We start from the raw sequence: 16,677 nt of genomic DNA on the forward strand, positions 1-16,677 counted from the left end.
CGACCGCCGCGCGCACCCCCGTCACAGGTGTTTGACGTCCCAATCCCGACAATCAAGCCCCAAGGCATTCAGCCCCGCCGCAAGATAGTCGGCCAGCAAAGGCGTTCCGCACAGATAGGCCGCCGTTGCCTCGGTGTGTTCCTGATCGGCAAGCTTGCGCAAGTGCTCCCAGTCCTCCTCATCCCGCCCAAGCCACATCAGCGCCACAAGATCAATCTGCGCATCCTCGGGCAGATCCGAAATTGCCGTTTCCAACTCCAGTCCCGCAGAATCGCCGGCCCTGTCTTCCAGAATTTCCGCCTCGGGATCGTCTGCGGGCAAGGTTTCCTCCTCGGGCAGCGAACTTGCGGTCTTTCCGTGCAGGTCATGCGCTCTCTGGATGATGTAGCACACCGTCGCCAGTGGCACAGACAGTTCCACCTCGGCGTCCGAACCGCTGCTCCTTCTCCGTATCATGTCTGGCCCCCCATCGTTGATGGCCCCAGCATACGCGCCCCTGCCCCGATGGGCATTGACGCCGGACAACCACCCGGACGAACGACACTGAACAGGAACCCGCAAAAGCGTGCGATCTAGGCACCTATAAGCGGCGTGCACGTTTCGTAAAATTCGATTAAGCTTATGATAAAAAACAATTTTTTCAATGCTTTTTGCAGCATCCTCAAGGTTTCGCATGCGAAACCTACCCGATTTGACCCCAAAATCGCCACAGGAAAGCAACATAAAAAAGGCCCCGCATCAGCGGATGCGGGGCCTTTGGTCCGGCGCGTGGCGGCCCGTGTCAGATCGGTTCCAGCAGCCGCTGGATTTCTGCCATGACCGTATCAATCAGATCGACGCTGACCACCGCGCCGGTGAACCGGATCGAATAGCCCCGATCATCGACTTCGCGATGAATGCTGATCCCGTTGCCCAGACGGATCTCGCCCTCTGCATCACGGCGGCGCGGCACCGCCCCTTTGCGCGGCCCGCCACGGCGCGGGGTTTGCCCCTCGGGGTTTTCAACGGCTGCAATCACCGGCTCCATCAGGGCCCATTCGCTCTCGGCATCGGTCCCCTGCCCCGCCGCCAGCCGCGTCCGCAGCTCACCCTCGAACCCGGCCCGCAGCGCCCCGGCAAGCCGCAGCCCTGCCCGCTCGCTCAGCCGCGTCGGAAAGCTCAGCATATCGCCCAGCTCTTCGTGGATCAGCGCAAAGCTGCGGATCTTCGAACGCTTGGCCTTGGACGCCGCGTGGAACAGCCCTGCAACCGCCGCCTCGACACTGTCAAACGCGCCCTGCCCCACCGACATGACCGTGATGCGGCCCCGCTCGTAATGGCTCAGATCGCTGCGAATTTCGTTTTCCTCAACCATCGCGACATAGGCATCGGTCACGTTTTTGGGCGCGACGACGATGGCTTTGATGCTGCGGTATTTGTCCTGTCCGGTTTCCGCCAAAAGCGCGCGTACCGCCGACAGCCGCCGCCAGCCCGAAATCAGGCCAAATCTTTCGCCCTCCTCCGCCCCGGGCAGTTCGAACACCTCGATCGGCAACCGCAGCCCGTGCGCCGCGATCGAGGTTTTCAGTTCGGTCATTTCCTCGGTGTCGACATCCAGCCGGTCGCGCGACAGTTCTTCAGCCACGACCTGCGACACGGGAATTTCCAGCACCAGCAGCCCCGCCGCGATCGCATGGCGCAGCCTGTCCGCGTCCGTTGCGTTGCGCGCCGCCTCTACGCGCTGCCCCGCGTCGCCCGGTGTGGATTGCGCGGCGGCATCGGCGGCCACCTGTGCAATCGGCGGCAACGGGCCCAGCGGCCCTTGGGTGGTTTCGCGTGCGAAACCTTCCTCCAGTTCGCGCAGCGCATCCGCGCTTGGCGTCTCCAGCCGTCTGCGTTTTGCCATCACTTGGCCTCCTTGTTTGGCATCTGCTGATCGCGCCACCACGCGCCGATCAGGATTTCCTTGAACTCTGCATAGGTCCGGTCAAATGTCTCGCGGCCCCTGACATAGGTTTCGCGGTTGAAATCCCGGTAGTCCGCCTCGTAGATGCCGTTGACCTGTTCGCCCGCCTGCCCGACCAGCGCCGTGAAATCCTGCCGGTAGGCGTTCATGAAATCGCCCAGATAGGCCTGGATGACATTGGCAAGGTCGGTCTGCTGGTTCGCATCGAAACGGGTGATCAGGGCGCGGACCACGTCCCATTCGAATTTCATCTCGGGCAGGCCCGCCATACGCCGCCCCGAATTTTCACCCTCTTCGATGCTGGCGAATGTCGAATACAGCATGTCGAAAAACCGGCCCGTCGAATCAAATTCCAGAAAGGACGCCCCCAGAGGCACCAAAAGGATATCCGCCGCCGCCAGCGCGTTGATCGTCAGATAGCCAAGCGCCGGCGGGGTATCCAGCATGATGATGTCGTATTGGTCCAGCACGCCCTCGTTTTCCAGAAACCCGGTCAGCGCGTCCCACAGCGGCCAACTGCGCGCCTGCATCCGCCAGACCGGCACCTGGAATTCCGCCCAGTAAAGGTTAAGCTGGGCACCGATCAGGTCGATGTTGGGCCAGTGGGTTTTCTGGATCACGTCTTTCGCTGCGATCCCCAAGGCCTCTGTCAGGGTTTCATCAAGGGGCAGGGGGGCCTCGTCCCGCGCGGCGCGCACCTTGTTTTCGGCGATCACATGGGTCGCGAAATCCTTGGCCAGAAGGGGAAAGACCGTGTGCCATTCGTCGGGCACGGTGCCGCCCATGATCGAGGTCATTGACCCCTGGCTGTCCAGGTCGATCACCAGCACGCGGTAGCCATCGAGCGCGGCCGACATCGCCAGATGGGCGGCGGTGCTGGTCTTGCCGACGCCGCCCTTGAAGTTCGCCACCGCGACGACCTTGGCGGGGGCGCCTTCGGGGCGGTAGGGTTTGTATTCCTTGGTCGCGGCGCCTTCTTCGGCGAAGTGGTCGCGCAGCGCCATGACCTCTTGCAGGGTGAACCATTTCGACCCGCCATCGCCGGTGCCCTGCGGCAGATCGGGATGGTTTTTCAGAACCCGCCGCAGGTGGGCTGCGTTGACCGGGATCAGGTAGCGGCAGATTTCCCAGGTGGAAAATTTGCGCAGGCGCTTCTGCCCGTCTGGGGAATAGCCGCGCTTGGCCAGATCCTCTCGGCCACGGCCACAGAATGCAGCGGCTTTTGCGAATCGGGCAGTGTCTATAGGCTGTCCGAGTTTCGCAGCGGCACGGGCCGGATCAAGATTGAAATAGGGGGGCAGAGGTGCCTCTGGTTTTTTGGTCATGTGTCGGGTGCCTGTATCATGTGAGCGGATTTCGCGCTTATGCGTGGAAACATCGCACATCCTGTGAGCCATGGGAATTCCGAATCAATATCGGCTGCGATTCGGATGCAGGGCAGTATTTCGCACCGAAACAGGCCTTTATTCGAATCATCCAAGAGAAAAACACAGGATAAACGTTGTAGAATCTTTAGTTATTTTAGAATCTTTAGCCCTGAAAGCTTATTAGTTATCAACGAGTTGGCTTATGTTGGGGACCTGAATACGGGACGAAAGGAACCCGGATACGGGGTGAGAGGTACCTGTTTGCGGGGCGACAGGCACCCATGTGCGGGGTAGGGGGTACCGGTTTACGGGAAGGGTATTTTTGGCTGAAAAAGCCCTTATAAATAGCTTCTTTAGCGTGCGCCAAGACCGCCCGCGACGCAACAGGGGGCGTTTGTCTGTCATAGGTACCCGTCTACGGGGCATCCATCCTGTAGACGGGCACCTGAAAAATACTTGAGCATGGGTTCCTTTTTTGCGAAACTGGCGGTGCGTTGCGAGACGCCAATGAAAAAGAGGGCAGAGATGGTCAAAGCGACAACAGCGCAGGCCGACATTCCGAGCGGCCAACTGACCGGCGCGTTGCGGCGCGGATCGGTGAAAAAGAATGTGGCGGCGATTCATGTGTCAGGCAAGCTGTCGCTGTTGCAGCGCAAGCTGTCGAATGTTCTGTTGCTGAATGCCTATGACGATCTGACGACCAAGCCGAAACATTCGATCGACGCGCGGACGCTGTGCCTGATGATCGGGTACAATTCCAACGATATGGACACGCTGAAAGCCGCGCTGCGGTCGCTGGCGGAAACCGTGGCCGAATGGGATATGCTGGACGAGGTGGGCAAGCAGGAATGGGGCGTCAGCAGCCTGTTGTCCTATGCCAAACTGTCGGGGGGGGTGTGCGAATATGCCTATTCGCCGGCGCTGGCCGAAAAGCTGCATGACCCCAAGGTTTTTGCGCTGATCAACCTGAACATCCAGCGGCGGTTCACCAGCGGTCATGCGCTGGCGCTGTATGAGAACTGTTACCGTTTCGTGCGCACGGGAAGCACGGGGTGGTGGCCGCTTGATTTGTTCCGCCGCCTGATGGGGGTCGATAACAGTGCCTATTACGAGACATTCAAGCATCTGAACGCGAAGATCATAAAGCCCGCCGTAACGGAGGTGAATAAAACGTCGAACATTCATGTCCTGCCGGAACTGCGCAAGCAGGGCAGGGCGGTGACGGAGATACGGTTCCTGATCAAGGAGAACCCGCAGCTTGCCATGTTCGACATCGACGATGGCGAGGCGGTGCGGGCGTCGGTGGTGTATCGGCATCTGGTGGCTTTGGGGGTCAGTGACCGGCTGGCGCGGCAGTGGATCGCCGAACATGGCGAGGACTATGTCGCAGAGAAGCTGTCTTATGTGAAAAAGCAGGGCAAGGTCGAAAGCCCGCTGCGGTATCTGACGGCGGCCATTCGGGATGATTATTCAGAGCCGACCGAGCCGGAGCCCAGCCCCGAGGCCATCGAGGCGGTGACGCGCCGCGCCGAACAGCGCCGGGCGGAGGAGGGGGCGATGGCCGTGCGAGAGGCCGAGGTGTCTGCCGCGCGGCGCGACCGTGCCGCACGCATGACCCGCGTGCGCGAGGTGGCCGAGGCGCGCAACCCGACCCAGCGGGACGCCGACCGGCGGTTGTTCCTGTCGTTGCTGTCCGATCAGCTGGACCGCGAGGAATTCGCGCGGCTTGGCTGGGGGTCGGCGCTGAACGCGCGCGCGATTTTCGCCTTTTGGGAGGATATGTCGCCGGGGATTTTCGAGGATCTGGCCTAGGCGGCGCGGGCCTGTCGCGGCAAACCACGAAGTGCTGTTCATAATGCCGGAATTATGCGCAGCACTTTTGGCGCGCCGGACTACCTATGATGTTCTGTTCTGCCCCGTCTGCCGGACGATATGCGCGATTTCCTTCAACTGCTCTGCAAGGGGGCTGGTCTTTCGCCAGATCATGCCGATGGTGCGCGACGGTCGGGGGTGGGGCAGGCGCACGACCGACACATGCGCCGAACGGGTTTCGATCTGCACCGCCATTTCGGGGATGAGCGTGACGCCGATTCCGACCCCGACCATCTGCACCAGAGTGGACAGCGAGCTTCCCTCCATCAGATCGCGCGGGGCCGATGAGGAGAGGTCACAGAACGACAGCGCCTGATCGCGGAAGCAGTGCCCCTCTTCGAGGAGCAGCAGCCGCATTTCGCGCAGCATCTCAGGGTTCGGCACCGGCTTTGTCGCGTCTTCGGGCGGACGCACCAGCACAAATTCCTCGTCGAACAGGGCCAGTTCGGTCAACGAGGGTTCGGACACCGGCAGCGCCACAATCGCCGCATCCAGACGCCCGCCCAAAAGATCGGCGATCAGCGTTTTGGTGATTGTTTCGCGGGGGTAAAGGTCAAGCGCGGGATATTGCGCCGACAGATTCTTGATGACCTGGGGCAAAAGATACGGCGCAACCGTCGCGATGACGCCCAGTCGCAACCTGCCGGACAGCGGGCCAGTCGTTGCGCGGGCCAGATCGTTCAGCTCGTCCACCGCGCGCAGGATGTCATGGGTGCGCAGGGCGAATTTCTCGCCCAGATCGGTCAAACGGATCTGACGCGCGCCGCGTTCAACCAGTTTTTCGCCCAGCGTGTCTTCGAGTTCCTTGATCTGGACGGAAAGCGCGGGCTGAGAGATCGAGCACGCCTCTGCGGCGCGCCCGAAGTGCCCGTGACGGGCCAGGGCGTCGAAGTAGCGCAAGTGCCGCATTGTCAAACCAATCATAGGTTTAGATTATCGCTTATATAAGAAAATGCAAATTATTATTATTGAAGCGCTGTGTTAGACAATGACCATGACGTGGCATCCCGCAGGGGGAATCGCACCCTTGCGCGGGGTATATGCCGCGGCCCGTAACACTGACAAACCAAGCCAGGAGAGACGAATGGACGGCAATGATATGAACCCCACCGGCAAATGCCCGGTCATGCATGGCGCGAACACGACGGCCAGCCCGACGGTGATGGACTGGTGGCCGAATGCGCTGAACCTCGACATTCTGCACCAGCACGACACAAAGACCAATCCGCTTGCCGGGTTCAATTATCGTGAGGAAGTCCAGAAGCTGGACTTTGACGGGCTGAAGGCCGACCTGACGGCGCTGATGACCGACAGTCAGGATTGGTGGCCTGCCGATTGGGGGCATTACGGTGGCCTGATGATCCGCATGGCGTGGCACGCGGCGGGGTCTTACCGCACAACCGACGGTCGCGGGGGTGGCGGCACCGGGAACCAGCGCTTTGCGCCGCTGAATTCCTGGCCGGACAACGCCAATCTGGACAAGGCGCGCCGCTTGCTTTGGCCGATCAAGAAGAAATACGGCAACCGCCTGAGCTGGGCCGACCTGATCATTCTGGCGGGCAACGTCGCGTATGAATCCATGGGGTTCAAGACCTTCGGGTTCGGGTTCGGGCGCGAGGATATCTGGCACCCCGAGAAGGACGTGTATTGGGGCGCGGAAAAGGAATGGCTTGCCCCGTCGGACGAACGTTATGGCAATGTCGATGATCCCTCGACGATGGAAAACCCGCTTGCCGCTGTGCAGATGGGCCTGATCTATGTGAACCCCGAGGGCGTGAACGGCACGCCTGATCCGCTGAAAACCGCCGGACAGGTGCGCGAGACCTTTGCGCGCATGGCGATGGACGACGAAGAGACAGTTGCGCTGACGGCGGGCGGGCACACCGTCGGCAAATGCCACGGCAACGGCAACGCCGAAAATCTGGGGCCAAGCCCCGAAGGTGCGGATGTTACGGAACAGGGGCTTGGGTGGATGAACCACACCAGCCGCAGCGTGGGCCGCGATACCGTTACCTCTGGTCTGGAGGGGGCCTGGACCACCCATCCGACACAGTGGGACAACGGGTATTTCGATCTGCTGTTCGGCTACGAGTGGGAGCTGAAGAAATCGCCCGCCGGCGCACAGCAGTGGGAGCCGATCAACATCAAGGAAGAGGATCGGCCCGTCGACGTCGAAGACCCGTCGATCCGTTACAACCCGATCATGACCGATGCCGATATGGCGATGAAGATGGACCCGGCCTACCGGGCCATTGCAGAGCGGTTCCACAAGGATCCGGCGCATTTCTCGGATGTCTTTGCCCGCGCGTGGTTCAAGCTGACCCACCGCGATATGGGGCCAAAGGCGCGCTATGTCGGACCCGAAGTGCCGGCGGAAAACCTGATCTGGCAAGATCCGGTTCCTGCGGGGACCACGGGCTATGACGTTGCGGCGGCCAAGGCCAAAATTGCGGCATCGGGGCTAAGCCTTGCGGATATGGTGGCAACGGCATGGGACAGTGCGCGCACCTTCCGCGGGTCGGACCTGAGGGGCGGCGCGAACGGCGCCCGTATTCGTCTGGCACCGCAAAAGGACTGGCAAGGCAACGAGCCGGAGCGTCTGGCGCATGTGCTGTCGGTGCTGGAGCCGATTGCGGCGGACACCGGCGCATCGGTTGCCGATCTGATCGTGCTTGCCGGTAATCTGGGGGTAGAGCAGGCGGCCAAGGCGGCGGGCTTTGACGTCAGCGTTCCCTTTGCGCCGGGTCGGGGCGATGCGACTGCGGAAGATACCGAAGTGGCATCCTTTGACGTGCTGGAACCGGTCGCCGATGGCTATCGCAACTGGTTGAAGAAGGACTATGTGGTCAGTGCCGAGGAGCTGTTGCTGGACCGGACGCAGCTGATGGGTCTGACCGCGCATGAGATGACCGTTTTGGTTGGCGGCATGCGGGTCATGGGCAGCAATTACGGCGGGACGGCGCATGGCGTTTTCACCGACCGCGTTGGCGCCCTGACCACCGACTTCTTTGATGTGCTGACCGACATGGCGTATAAATGGGTGCCGAAAGGGGCCAACCTGTATGACATCGTCGACCGCAAATCCGGTGCGACGAAGTTCACGGCGACGCGTGTTGATCTTGTCTTTGGCTCGAATTCTGTTCTGCGGTCTTATGCAGAGGTCTATGCCCAGGACGACAACCGCGAAAAGTTCGTGCATGATTTTGTCGCGGCCTGGACGAAGGTCATGAACGCGGACCGGTTCGATATCAACTGATCCATTTGGTGCCCCCCCATTGCCGGGGGGCACCAGCCCATCGCAGCGACCGAACCACCGCGCGTGTGGCTGTGATTGCCCGCTGTTGTAGGCAAGATATTTCCCGGACAATACGGCCTTGACCCAAGGGAGCCCGATAAGTAAAAAATTTTCAACGCTATAACGAGCAGGGGGGATGGCATTCCCGAAGCATCGGTATTGCTCCGCGCCTGCAATATGCCGTCACTGAGAGGTTTCAGGCGTATATTGAAACCTCGGTTTCCAGAAAGCGGTTTTTTGGAAGCAGCGATCGCGACCTCACAGCCTATACTTTTAATCCATCTTTGAACTACCGCATCAGCGAGAACGGGTCTTTGGCTGCGGGGCTTCAGTTCGGGCGGGAAAGCTCGGGTTTGGAGATCTATTCCAATACTGCGCGTGGCGCCTATATCGGCTACCAGCACCGTTTCGCCGAACAAGGGATAAGCGCGAGTATCACCGGATCTTTCACAGACACGCGGTTTGATGGCATTCAAGCTGCCTATACCGAGGCACGCCATGACGTATCGCGCAAGATTTCCGCGAGTGTGGCCTATACCATGCCAAAGATGCAGGGTCTGACCCTTGAAAGCAGCGTGAGCTATCAGGAGAATGACAGCAACCTGGATATCAACAATTATAATCGGGAACTTTATTCGCTAAGCCTTATGAAAAGGTTTTAACGGACCCTATCGGGATTAAGCCGCACCGCAATTGTAAAGCGGACCACAGTTTTTGCGGGCGTGCGTTCCGTTTCTGGGCGCGTGCGTTCCGGGACTGTCCGTCCGGCACATCAAAGGCCGGTCAGGACGATCTTTACAAGATGCCCGGCGCTGCGGTCGGGTGCTTTTGGAAGGCCGTTGTTTCTTAACCCCCGCAACAAAGCGATGGCGGTTGGCGACGTGGCCGCGATCAGGTGGTTGCCGTCGCCATCCCCCTTGATCTGGCCAAGGTCGATCACCGTCAGATTGAATTCTGCCAATCGCTTTATGTCCTCGATCGAGCCCAGACGGGTCGTTTGGCCGGACAGCCGCGCCGACAGTTTCAGCGCGATGTCTTGTTGCGAGACGACGATCACGAACGGATCGGGCAGCGGGTCGATCCGTTGCAGCTCTGCCTTGAAGACGTCTATATCAATGTCAGGCGACAGCAGGATCACGCCCGCCAACCTGTTGCGCAGGGCACCGTTTTTACCGATCGTCATTTGCCGCAGCGTTTCTGTGACAAGCTGCGCGCCCATGGAATGCCCGACCAGCAGGATTTTCCGACCTTGATCCCGTGCAAGGGATGTCAGCAGGCGTTCAAGGCCGTCGCGTGCGAAAAGGACGCTGTCACGGTCGTAGGCATAGCCCAGCGGATCCCCCGAAGAGGGCCATGCAAACAACACCTGAGGCCCAAGAAACTGGTAGTCATGTGCGATCTGGGCAAAGCGGTATGTGGCTTCGGCAAAGTTGTTGTTATAGCCCGGCACAAAGACGACAATTTCGTCCTGCCGTTGCGCCTTGCGCCGGATTGCGTCCTGAAAGGCCCGGCTGTTTTCATAAAGCGTTGAGCCTGCAACAGCAAAAGCCTTTTCCGGGGCGATGCCCTGCCGAGGCCATTCGATCTGGCCGGGTTTATGGCCGGGGGGAATGTTTACGTCGATCTGCCCGTAGATCATGCGGTCCTGACGCGCGGCCGCCAATGACAAAAGCGAGGGGCCGCCTGCGCGCTGCGATGCGATGAATATGGTCTGCTGCGACGTGCCCTGCGGCACAGGCCCGCTGGCCTGGGTAAAGCTGCCGCGCGGGGCGCAGGCCATCAGAAAAACCAGAAGAAATCCGACCGAAAGCCGGGCAAGGCGGTGCCCGCTTGTCATGGCGTGTTCTGTTGCGGTTGGGGCACGGGGCCTTCCTTTGCGGGCGGGGGTGGCGGAGGCGGTGCGATTGCGGCATCGCGGAATGGCCTACCCTAGCCCATTTCAAGCGGTCGAGACATACCGTAAATCGCAGGACAGCCACGCATCGAGAGGGCGTGATTATGTTACCGTCTGCCGCCGCATGGCGCGGGTCCGGTTCCGCGCGGGCGGGTTGCAGAAGAGAGTTATGTGAAGGGCAGGTGCCTATGTGTTGCACCATCACCGCACACGCATAGGATTATTATTAGCATTAAACAAAGGTATAGTGAACTGTGGCCAGCAGGGTATCACCGTTGTGACAGGGAAGTGGTGTAATTTCATATCCGGGCCTCTTCTTCGCGTTTTCATCCGGGTGTGATTGAACGGACCCAACACAGATGAAACCGAAACGCAGTTTACTCTGGTTGCAAGCGATCACTTTGATCATTTGTCTCGGGCTTTCGTTTGTGTCGTTCCGGTTCGTCCACTGGCTTGCGCAGATCAGGTCGCACGAGAACTTCGAGGTTTTGATTGATCAGGGGCTTGCGTCGCTTGATCGACGGTTCGATGTCTACGAGCGGACGCTGGATGGTCTGGCCGGACTGTTCATCGCCTCGGATATGGTAACGGCAACGCATATGTCCGACTATGCCGCGATGATCGGTATCGGCAAGGATATGTCGGATGTCAGCGCAATCGGCTTTGCGACAAGTTTCACCGCCAGTGATGCCGCGCTTTCACGTGGGCCTGCCGGTGAGGATGCCCGCGGGCCCGACGCATTCGCGCTGCGGGACAGGAACGACAGGCGCATCATCGTGCAATACATTGCGCCACAGGCACATCATGAAAGCATACTGGGGCTGGATTTTGCGGCCAATGCTGCGTTGATGTCCGCAGCGAAAGCCGCACAGGCTGCGCGCAAGACGTCCCTTGTGCCGCATTTCGCCCTTGGTGCTGGCGATGGAACCCTGTCCGAAGCGATGCTGTTGAAGCCGGTCTATCGACCCACGCGGGCGACCGGGGCATCGGGTGACGGGCAAGAGGTTTTTGTGGGCTTTGCCTTTGTCATTCTTGATCTGGGCAAGGCCTTTGATACCCTGACGGCGGCGCAGAACAGCCTGATCGAACTGGATGTATGGGTTGGCGCACCCGAGCCTTTGGCGGTGCCGGTTTATGAAACCGCCCGACCCCTGGCGCCCGCCTTTGCCGAGGTTCAAGAGGTCCGGAAATTCGGACAGGCCCTGACCCTGAGTTGGCAAAGTACGCCGCGATTTGATTCTATCCAGCCGTTCCGCGCGCGGTGGGTCATTCTGGTTCTGGGGCTTTTGGTGACAGCACTTGTCAGCGCCCTTTTGCACATCGTGCTGCGGCGGGAACGGGCGATTGCCACACTTGTGGCGCAGAAATCGCGAGAGCTTGAAACCCGCCAGACCGAGCGGCGCTCGATCATCGAGAACGCGATGCTTGCCATTTTGTCGGTCGGCCCGCGTGGCGTGATCCTTCATTCGAACGCGGCGGCGCAGCAACTGTTGATGCCCCACGACAGCGCGACAGATCTGACGGGCATGACGATTGCCGACGTGTTACCCGCGCTGGATCTGGACCGTGGCGACGGACGGTTCAAACTGGCGGTTCCGCCGGCGCCTGCGGGGGACGGGCCGTTGATCATCGAAATCGAAAAGAACACCTGGGTGACATCCGAGGGCGAAACGCGGATTACGCTGCTGCTGCGCGACATCACCGCCAGCGAACAATATGCAATGGAGATCGCCAAGACGGAACAGCGGTGGAACCTTGCACTGATGGGGGCAAAGATCGGTGTGTTTGATGTTGACCTCAGGCGGCAGACCTCTGTCGTGTCAGAGATGTGGTACAAGATCATGAAGATCGACGCGCAATCCGGTTGCCCCGATCCCTATGGCACCCTGATGGACCGTGTGCATCCCGACGACCGCGTTATCCTGCGGGATGCGCAGACTGCCTGTGTCGAAGGGGTTCAAACCCGTGCCGATGTGCGGTTCCGGATCATGATTGCCGACGATGACTGGCGCTGGATCCAGTCCGACGGGGTTGTTGTCGAACGCGCGGAAAGCGGGCGCGCGCTTCGGATGATCGGAACGCAGATGGACATCACGGAAAGCATAAGGCTGGACCGGATGAAGCGCGAGTTTGTGGCGACAGTCAGCCACGAGCTGCGCACGCCGCTGACGTCGATCAAGGGGGCATTGGGGCTTTTGCAGGTGCGCGCAAAAGACGCCGAGCCCCGTGTGACCCAACGGCTGATCCAGATCGCACTGTCGAATTCTGACCGTCTTGCCGGTCTGTTGAATGACATTCTGGATATGGAAAAGATCAATGCGGGCAGCATGACCCTTGATCCAAAGGCAGAAAACCTTGGGCGCATCATGGCGCTTGCCTCTGATCAGGTCGGCCCCTATGCGTCGCAATGGGATGTCGATCTGGAGGTTGTCGCCCCCGAAGATGATGCGCACATCTGGACCGACCAGAAGCGCGTTATTCAGGTGCTGACCAATCTGCTGTCGAACGCCTGCAAGTTCGCGCACGAGGGCACAACGGTTCGTCTGACGGCAGAGGTTTTGCCATCCCACGTGCGTATCTCGGTCAGCAATGTCGGCCCCGGCATCCCCGAAGAGTTCCGCAGCAGGATTTTCCATCCGTTCTCGCAGGCGGACAGTTCTGATACGCGCCAGAAAGGCGGCACCGGGCTGGGATTGAACATTTCCCGCCAGCTGACCGAGGCGATGGGGGGCACCATCGGCTATGACAGCGAGCCCGACAAGGAAACCGTGTTCTGGTTTACCTGCCCACTGGCGGGCAGGCCCGACGGCCCAAGGGCCGATGCCACCTATTGACGCCCGTCGGAATTCTTTAATTCCGAACGAAGGGCGTCAAGATCCTGACGAAGTGCACGAACCTCTGCCAGCACATGTCCGGTTTCGTTTATCATGGTTTCCCGCTCGGTGTGGGCCTCGGTCAGATGCTGGCTTTGCATTCCGTCGACGATGACCCCGATGAACAGGTTCAGAACGGCAAATGTCGTCACGATGATGAACGGCACAAAAAACGCCCAGGCATAGGGGAATTCGTCCATGACGGGGCGGACAATGCCCATCGACCAGCTTTCCAGAGTCATGATCTGGAAAAGCGAATAGGCCGACTCTCCGATGGTGCCGAACCATTCCGGAAATGTTGCCGCGAACAGCTTTGTCGCCATAACCGCGAAGATATAAAAGATCAGCCCCAACAGCATGGCGATCGACCCCATGCCGGGCAGCGCATTGAGCAGGCCGGTGACCACGCGACGCATTGATGGCACCGCGCTGACAAGGCGCAGAACCCGCAGGATGCGAAAGGCGCGCAGGATCGAAAGATTTCCGGTGGTCGGCAACGCGGCAAACCCCACCACGATCAGGTCGAATATCCGCCACGGATCACGGAAAAAAGAGAGGCGCCGGACATAGAGACGGACCGCGAGTTCCAGCACAAAAACAGTCAGGATGATCCGGTCAAGGGGTAGGAGTATGGGGCCGACCGCAGACATCACCGTCGCGCTGGTTTCGAGACCGAGGGTGATCGCGTTGACGACAATCAGCGCGATGATCGCGCGCTCGAACCTGTGGGACTCGACGAATAAGGATAGACGGTCGCGGATAGAGATTGGCATGGTCAGGATTGCTCCGGGGGTGAAGATTTTGGCGGTGAAGGTTTGGCGGGGATTGCCAAAGGTGATGGTTCGCCTGCGTGCGCGACGGGGTCAAGGCCGAAAGATTAGTTGATTTACGGGGCATCGCCTTGCGTGGCTGTCCATTGGTCTGGGGCTGTGCGTTGGGTGTAAACACATATGAAATATGGAATGTAACTTGCGCCAGACGCGCATTTGGCATAGCGATATTCATGAAATATCGGGATGCCTTTTGATCGGAGAGAAACATGTCTGAACATCAAGATCCCGATTTGCCGCTGATGGTGGTTACACACGATACCGATGCAACGCCGCAGCGCCGGTTCCGGTTCCGGCGGCGCTGGCTGCTTGTCTTGCTGGTGCCCGCGCTGATGTTCTCGGGGGCGGTGATCGGAATGTATTTCCAGCCTACGGGTTTGAGGGCATTCTACGCCCTGACCGGATTGCAACCCGGTGGCGGTTCTGCATCCCCGATCGCGCTGCCGCCGAATATCGAATTGCCCAAGGAAATGGCCGAGACCATGCAGCCGACCGATGTGGTTGGTCTGGCCCGCTTGATCCCGAATGGCGATGTGTCGATCGTGGCACCGCCCTTTGGTGCCGGGGATGCACGGATCGCCGAAATTCTGGTCGCCGTGGGCGACCATGTGGAAAAGGGCGGCGTCGTCGCCCGTTTGGATAATGAGGGTCAGCTAGAAAGCGCGGTGCTGCTGGCCGAGGCCAATGTCGCCGTGCGGCAGGCGGCACTGACGCAAACGCGCGCTGCCGTGCAAAACAGTCAGGACGAGGCCCGTGCCGGGCTGGAGCAGGCGCAATCGACCGCGACAGAGGCGCGCGCCGAACTGCTTCGGTCGCAGGAACTTTTCCAGCGCGGTGTCACGACGCAGACAACGCTGGATATGGTCGCCGCCGCCGACAGGCAGGCCGCCCTTGCGGTGCAAAAGGCCGAAGCGACGCTTGCGCGCTTTACCGCCGAAGGGGTCGACATGCAGCCCGATGTGATCGTGGCCGCCCGCAATCTTGACGCCGCGCAGGCCGATCTGACCCGGACAAGGCGCGATCTGGCCCGCGCCGCCGTTTTGGCCCCGATCAGCGGCACGGTGCTTGATATTCACGCGCGGGCCGGGGAACGCCCGCCCGCCGTGGGCATTATGGAACTGGGCGACATCAGCCGGATGATGGCCGAAGTCGAGGTCTATCAGGACCGCATCGCGCGGGTCGAGGTCGGCCAGCCGGTTGAACTGGCTGCCATCGCCATCGGTCAAACGCTTCAGGGGCAGGTGCAGTCCATCGGACTTACCGTGGGGCGGCAGGGGCTGGTGTCGGACGATACGGCGGCCAACACCGATGCCCGCGTCATCTCGGTGATGGTGGCGTTGACCGAGGCGTCCTCGGCCATTGCGGCCCGGTATACCAATCTGGAGGTGGTCGCCCGGATCGACACCCGACCGCTGGCGCCGCGATGAGCACCCTTTTGCAATGGCTCTTCGGTCGGCTTCCGATCGGTTGGCTGCAACTGACCCATAGCCGGCCCCGCTTTGCCGCAGCGCTGGCCGGGGTGGCCTTTGCCAATGTGCTGGTGTTCGTGCAATTGGGGATCATGAACTCGATGGCGACGGCCACGATGAAACCCTATGCGTTCTTTCAGGCCGACATCATGATCTCGGCCTCGGATGCCAATTCGATGACCGAAGGCGGCAATGTCGCACGGCAATGGCTGTTTCAGGCGCTGGCAGACCCGGACGTGATTGCGGGCACGGGTTTGTTCATCGCAAATGTCAGCTGGGCGCGTGCGGAAAAGACGCTGGGGCTTACGACTTATGGGATTGACCCGGCGGTGCCCATGTTCCTGTCGCCCGATATGGCTGCCAAGGCCGGCACGCTTCAATTGCACAATGCGGGCATCCTTGACCGCTTTAGCCGGGGTCTGCCAAAAGACGAGGCTGCCGCGATCCGCCCGCAGACGCCCCTGTCGTTCGAAGTGTCGGGCACCACATTGAGCCTTTACGATACCTTCGCAGGGGGCGGTGGATTTGGCGGCGACGGCTATATGATGGTGTCGGACCAGACGTTCCTGACGCTGTTTCCCGCGCGCAGATCGGCCGCGCCGGATCATATCCTGCTGAAGATCAGGCCCGATGCCGATGCCGATCTGGTCGCCGCGCGCCTGCGCGACCTTGTTTCCGACAAAACCCTGCGCATCCGCAGCTATGCCAAGGCGGCGGCGGATGACCTGAGCTATCAGCAGACCAAGCGCCCGACCGGCATTATCTTCGGGTTCGGGGTCATCATCGGCATCCTTGTCGGTATCGTGATCGTCTATCAGGTGTTGTCAACCGACGTGGCCGATCATCTGAGCGAATATGCCACCTTCAAGGCGATGGGATACAGTCAGGGTTTTTTCCTTGGTATCGTGTTCGAAGAGGCGCTGATATTGGCGGTGCTGGGGTTTGTGCCCGGTTTTGCCGTGGCCAGTGGTTTGCTTGCGGGGATGGCGGCCGTGACCACCTTGCCCCTTGCGATGACCGCCGATATGGCGGTGATGGTCTTTATTGGCACCCTTGTCGCCTGCTCGTTGTCAGGGGCGATTGCGACCCGGCGGCTGGCGTCTGCCGACCCTGCCGATCTGTTTTAGGGGCA

The 16,677-nt window shown here is 60.3% G+C and carries 12 protein-coding genes; 6 read left to right on the forward strand and 6 right to left on the reverse strand.

The window, feature by feature from the left end; all coding sequences use genetic code 11:
* Positions 1–21: 21 nt before the first annotated feature.
* From ACEN2R_RS10490 to ACEN2R_RS10500, 3 genes are all read right to left on the reverse strand, one after another.
* A complete protein-coding gene (locus ACEN2R_RS10490) occupies positions 22–456 on the reverse strand; it encodes a DUF3775 domain-containing protein (protein ID WP_442041947.1) in 435 nt (144 codons plus the stop codon).
* A gap of 325 nt (positions 457–781) precedes the next feature.
* Positions 782–1,885: a ParB/RepB/Spo0J family partition protein gene (locus tag ACEN2R_RS10495; protein WP_442041949.1), complete on the reverse strand. Its 1,104-nt coding sequence runs from the start codon at positions 1,883–1,885 to the stop codon at positions 782–784.
* On the reverse strand, positions 1,885–3,270 hold the full coding sequence (locus ACEN2R_RS10500) for an AAA family ATPase (RefSeq protein ID WP_442041951.1): 1,386 nt from the start codon (positions 3,268–3,270) through the stop codon (positions 1,885–1,887). Before ACEN2R_RS10500 ends, ACEN2R_RS10495 begins: the two co-directional genes overlap by 1 nt.
* 567 nt (positions 3,271–3,837) lie before the next feature.
* On the opposite strand from ACEN2R_RS10500, the gene ACEN2R_RS10505 reads away from it, so the two are divergent.
* Entirely contained in the window at positions 3,838–5,124 is a 1,287-nt protein-coding gene (locus tag ACEN2R_RS10505) for a replication initiation protein (RefSeq protein ID WP_442041953.1), read from the forward strand.
* Positions 5,125–5,208: 84 nt separating this feature from the next.
* Here ACEN2R_RS10505 and ACEN2R_RS10510 read toward each other — a convergent pair whose 3' ends face one another.
* On the reverse strand, positions 5,209–6,108 hold the full coding sequence (locus ACEN2R_RS10510; protein ID WP_442041956.1) for a hydrogen peroxide-inducible genes activator: 900 nt from the start codon (positions 6,106–6,108) through the stop codon (positions 5,209–5,211).
* Positions 6,109–6,268: 160 nt separating this feature from the next.
* Between ACEN2R_RS10510 and katG the strand changes: the two genes are divergently transcribed.
* Both katG and ACEN2R_RS10520 read left to right on the forward strand, forming a co-directional pair.
* Positions 6,269–8,440: a catalase/peroxidase HPI gene (gene katG / locus ACEN2R_RS10515; RefSeq protein ID WP_442041958.1), complete on the forward strand. Its 2,172-nt coding sequence runs from the start codon at positions 6,269–6,271 to the stop codon at positions 8,438–8,440.
* A gap of 191 nt (positions 8,441–8,631) precedes the next feature.
* Positions 8,632–9,141: a surface lipoprotein assembly modifier gene (locus ACEN2R_RS10520; RefSeq protein ID WP_442042077.1), complete on the forward strand. Its 510-nt coding sequence runs from the start codon at positions 8,632–8,634 to the stop codon at positions 9,139–9,141.
* A gap of 110 nt (positions 9,142–9,251) precedes the next feature.
* On the opposite strand, the gene ACEN2R_RS10525 is transcribed toward ACEN2R_RS10520, so the two are convergent.
* Positions 9,252–10,316 (reverse strand): alpha/beta hydrolase, encoded by a 1,065-nt coding sequence (locus ACEN2R_RS10525; RefSeq protein WP_442041960.1) that lies wholly within the window; start codon positions 10,314–10,316, stop codon positions 9,252–9,254.
* Between the two features lie 416 nt (positions 10,317–10,732).
* Between ACEN2R_RS10525 and ACEN2R_RS10530 the strand changes: the two genes are divergently transcribed.
* A complete protein-coding gene (locus tag ACEN2R_RS10530) occupies positions 10,733–13,207 on the forward strand; it encodes an ATP-binding protein (protein WP_442041962.1) in 2,475 nt (824 codons plus the stop codon).
* Here the strand turns inward: ACEN2R_RS10530 and ACEN2R_RS10535 are convergent.
* Positions 13,201–14,019 carry an ion transporter gene (locus ACEN2R_RS10535; protein ID WP_442041964.1) on the reverse strand — a complete coding sequence of 273 codons (819 nt, stop codon included), beginning with the start codon at positions 14,017–14,019 and terminating at the stop codon, positions 13,201–13,203. The genes ACEN2R_RS10530 and ACEN2R_RS10535 overlap by 7 nt on opposite strands.
* Before the next feature lie 266 nt (positions 14,020–14,285).
* Here ACEN2R_RS10535 and ACEN2R_RS10540 point away from each other — a divergent pair, with 266 nt between their 5' ends.
* Together ACEN2R_RS10540 and ACEN2R_RS10545 are read left to right on the forward strand one after the other, a co-directional pair.
* A complete protein-coding gene (locus ACEN2R_RS10540; RefSeq protein WP_442041966.1) occupies positions 14,286–15,503 on the forward strand; it encodes an HlyD family efflux transporter periplasmic adaptor subunit in 1,218 nt (405 codons plus the stop codon).
* Positions 15,500–16,672 (forward strand): FtsX-like permease family protein, encoded by a 1,173-nt coding sequence (locus ACEN2R_RS10545; protein ID WP_442041968.1) that lies wholly within the window; start codon positions 15,500–15,502, stop codon positions 16,670–16,672. The genes ACEN2R_RS10540 and ACEN2R_RS10545 overlap by 4 nt, the downstream gene beginning before the upstream one ends.
* The last annotated feature ends 5 nt before the right edge of the window (positions 16,673–16,677 follow it).

It is taken from the genome of Pseudogemmobacter sp. W21_MBD1_M6 (genome assembly GCF_052119585.1).
GTDB lineage: Bacteria > Pseudomonadota > Alphaproteobacteria > Rhodobacterales > Rhodobacteraceae > JBGQOJ01.

Excerpts from the sequence above, each read along its gene's own strand:
- ACEN2R_RS10490 (WP_442041947.1), bottom strand. The coding sequence starts at position 456 with ATGATACGGAGAAGGAGCAGCGGTTCGGACGCCGAGGTGGAACTGTCT.
- ACEN2R_RS10495 (WP_442041949.1), bottom strand. The coding sequence starts at position 1,885 with ATGGCAAAACGCAGACGGCTGGAGACGCCAAGCGCGGATGCGCTGCGC.
- ACEN2R_RS10500 (WP_442041951.1), bottom strand. The coding sequence starts at position 3,270 with ATGACCAAAAAACCAGAGGCACCTCTGCCCCCCTATTTCAATCTTGAT.
- ACEN2R_RS10505 (WP_442041953.1), top strand. The coding sequence starts at position 3,838 with ATGGTCAAAGCGACAACAGCGCAGGCCGACATTCCGAGCGGCCAACTG.
- ACEN2R_RS10510 (WP_442041956.1), bottom strand. The coding sequence starts at position 6,108 with ATGATTGGTTTGACAATGCGGCACTTGCGCTACTTCGACGCCCTGGCC.
- katG (WP_442041958.1), top strand. The coding sequence starts at position 6,269 with ATGGACGGCAATGATATGAACCCCACCGGCAAATGCCCGGTCATGCAT.
- ACEN2R_RS10525 (WP_442041960.1), bottom strand. The coding sequence starts at position 10,316 with ATGACAAGCGGGCACCGCCTTGCCCGGCTTTCGGTCGGATTTCTTCTG.
- ACEN2R_RS10530 (WP_442041962.1), top strand. The coding sequence starts at position 10,733 with ATGAAACCGAAACGCAGTTTACTCTGGTTGCAAGCGATCACTTTGATC.
- ACEN2R_RS10535 (WP_442041964.1), bottom strand. The coding sequence starts at position 14,019 with ATGCCAATCTCTATCCGCGACCGTCTATCCTTATTCGTCGAGTCCCAC.
- ACEN2R_RS10540 (WP_442041966.1), top strand. The coding sequence starts at position 14,286 with ATGTCTGAACATCAAGATCCCGATTTGCCGCTGATGGTGGTTACACAC.
- ACEN2R_RS10545 (WP_442041968.1), top strand. The coding sequence starts at position 15,500 with ATGAGCACCCTTTTGCAATGGCTCTTCGGTCGGCTTCCGATCGGTTGG.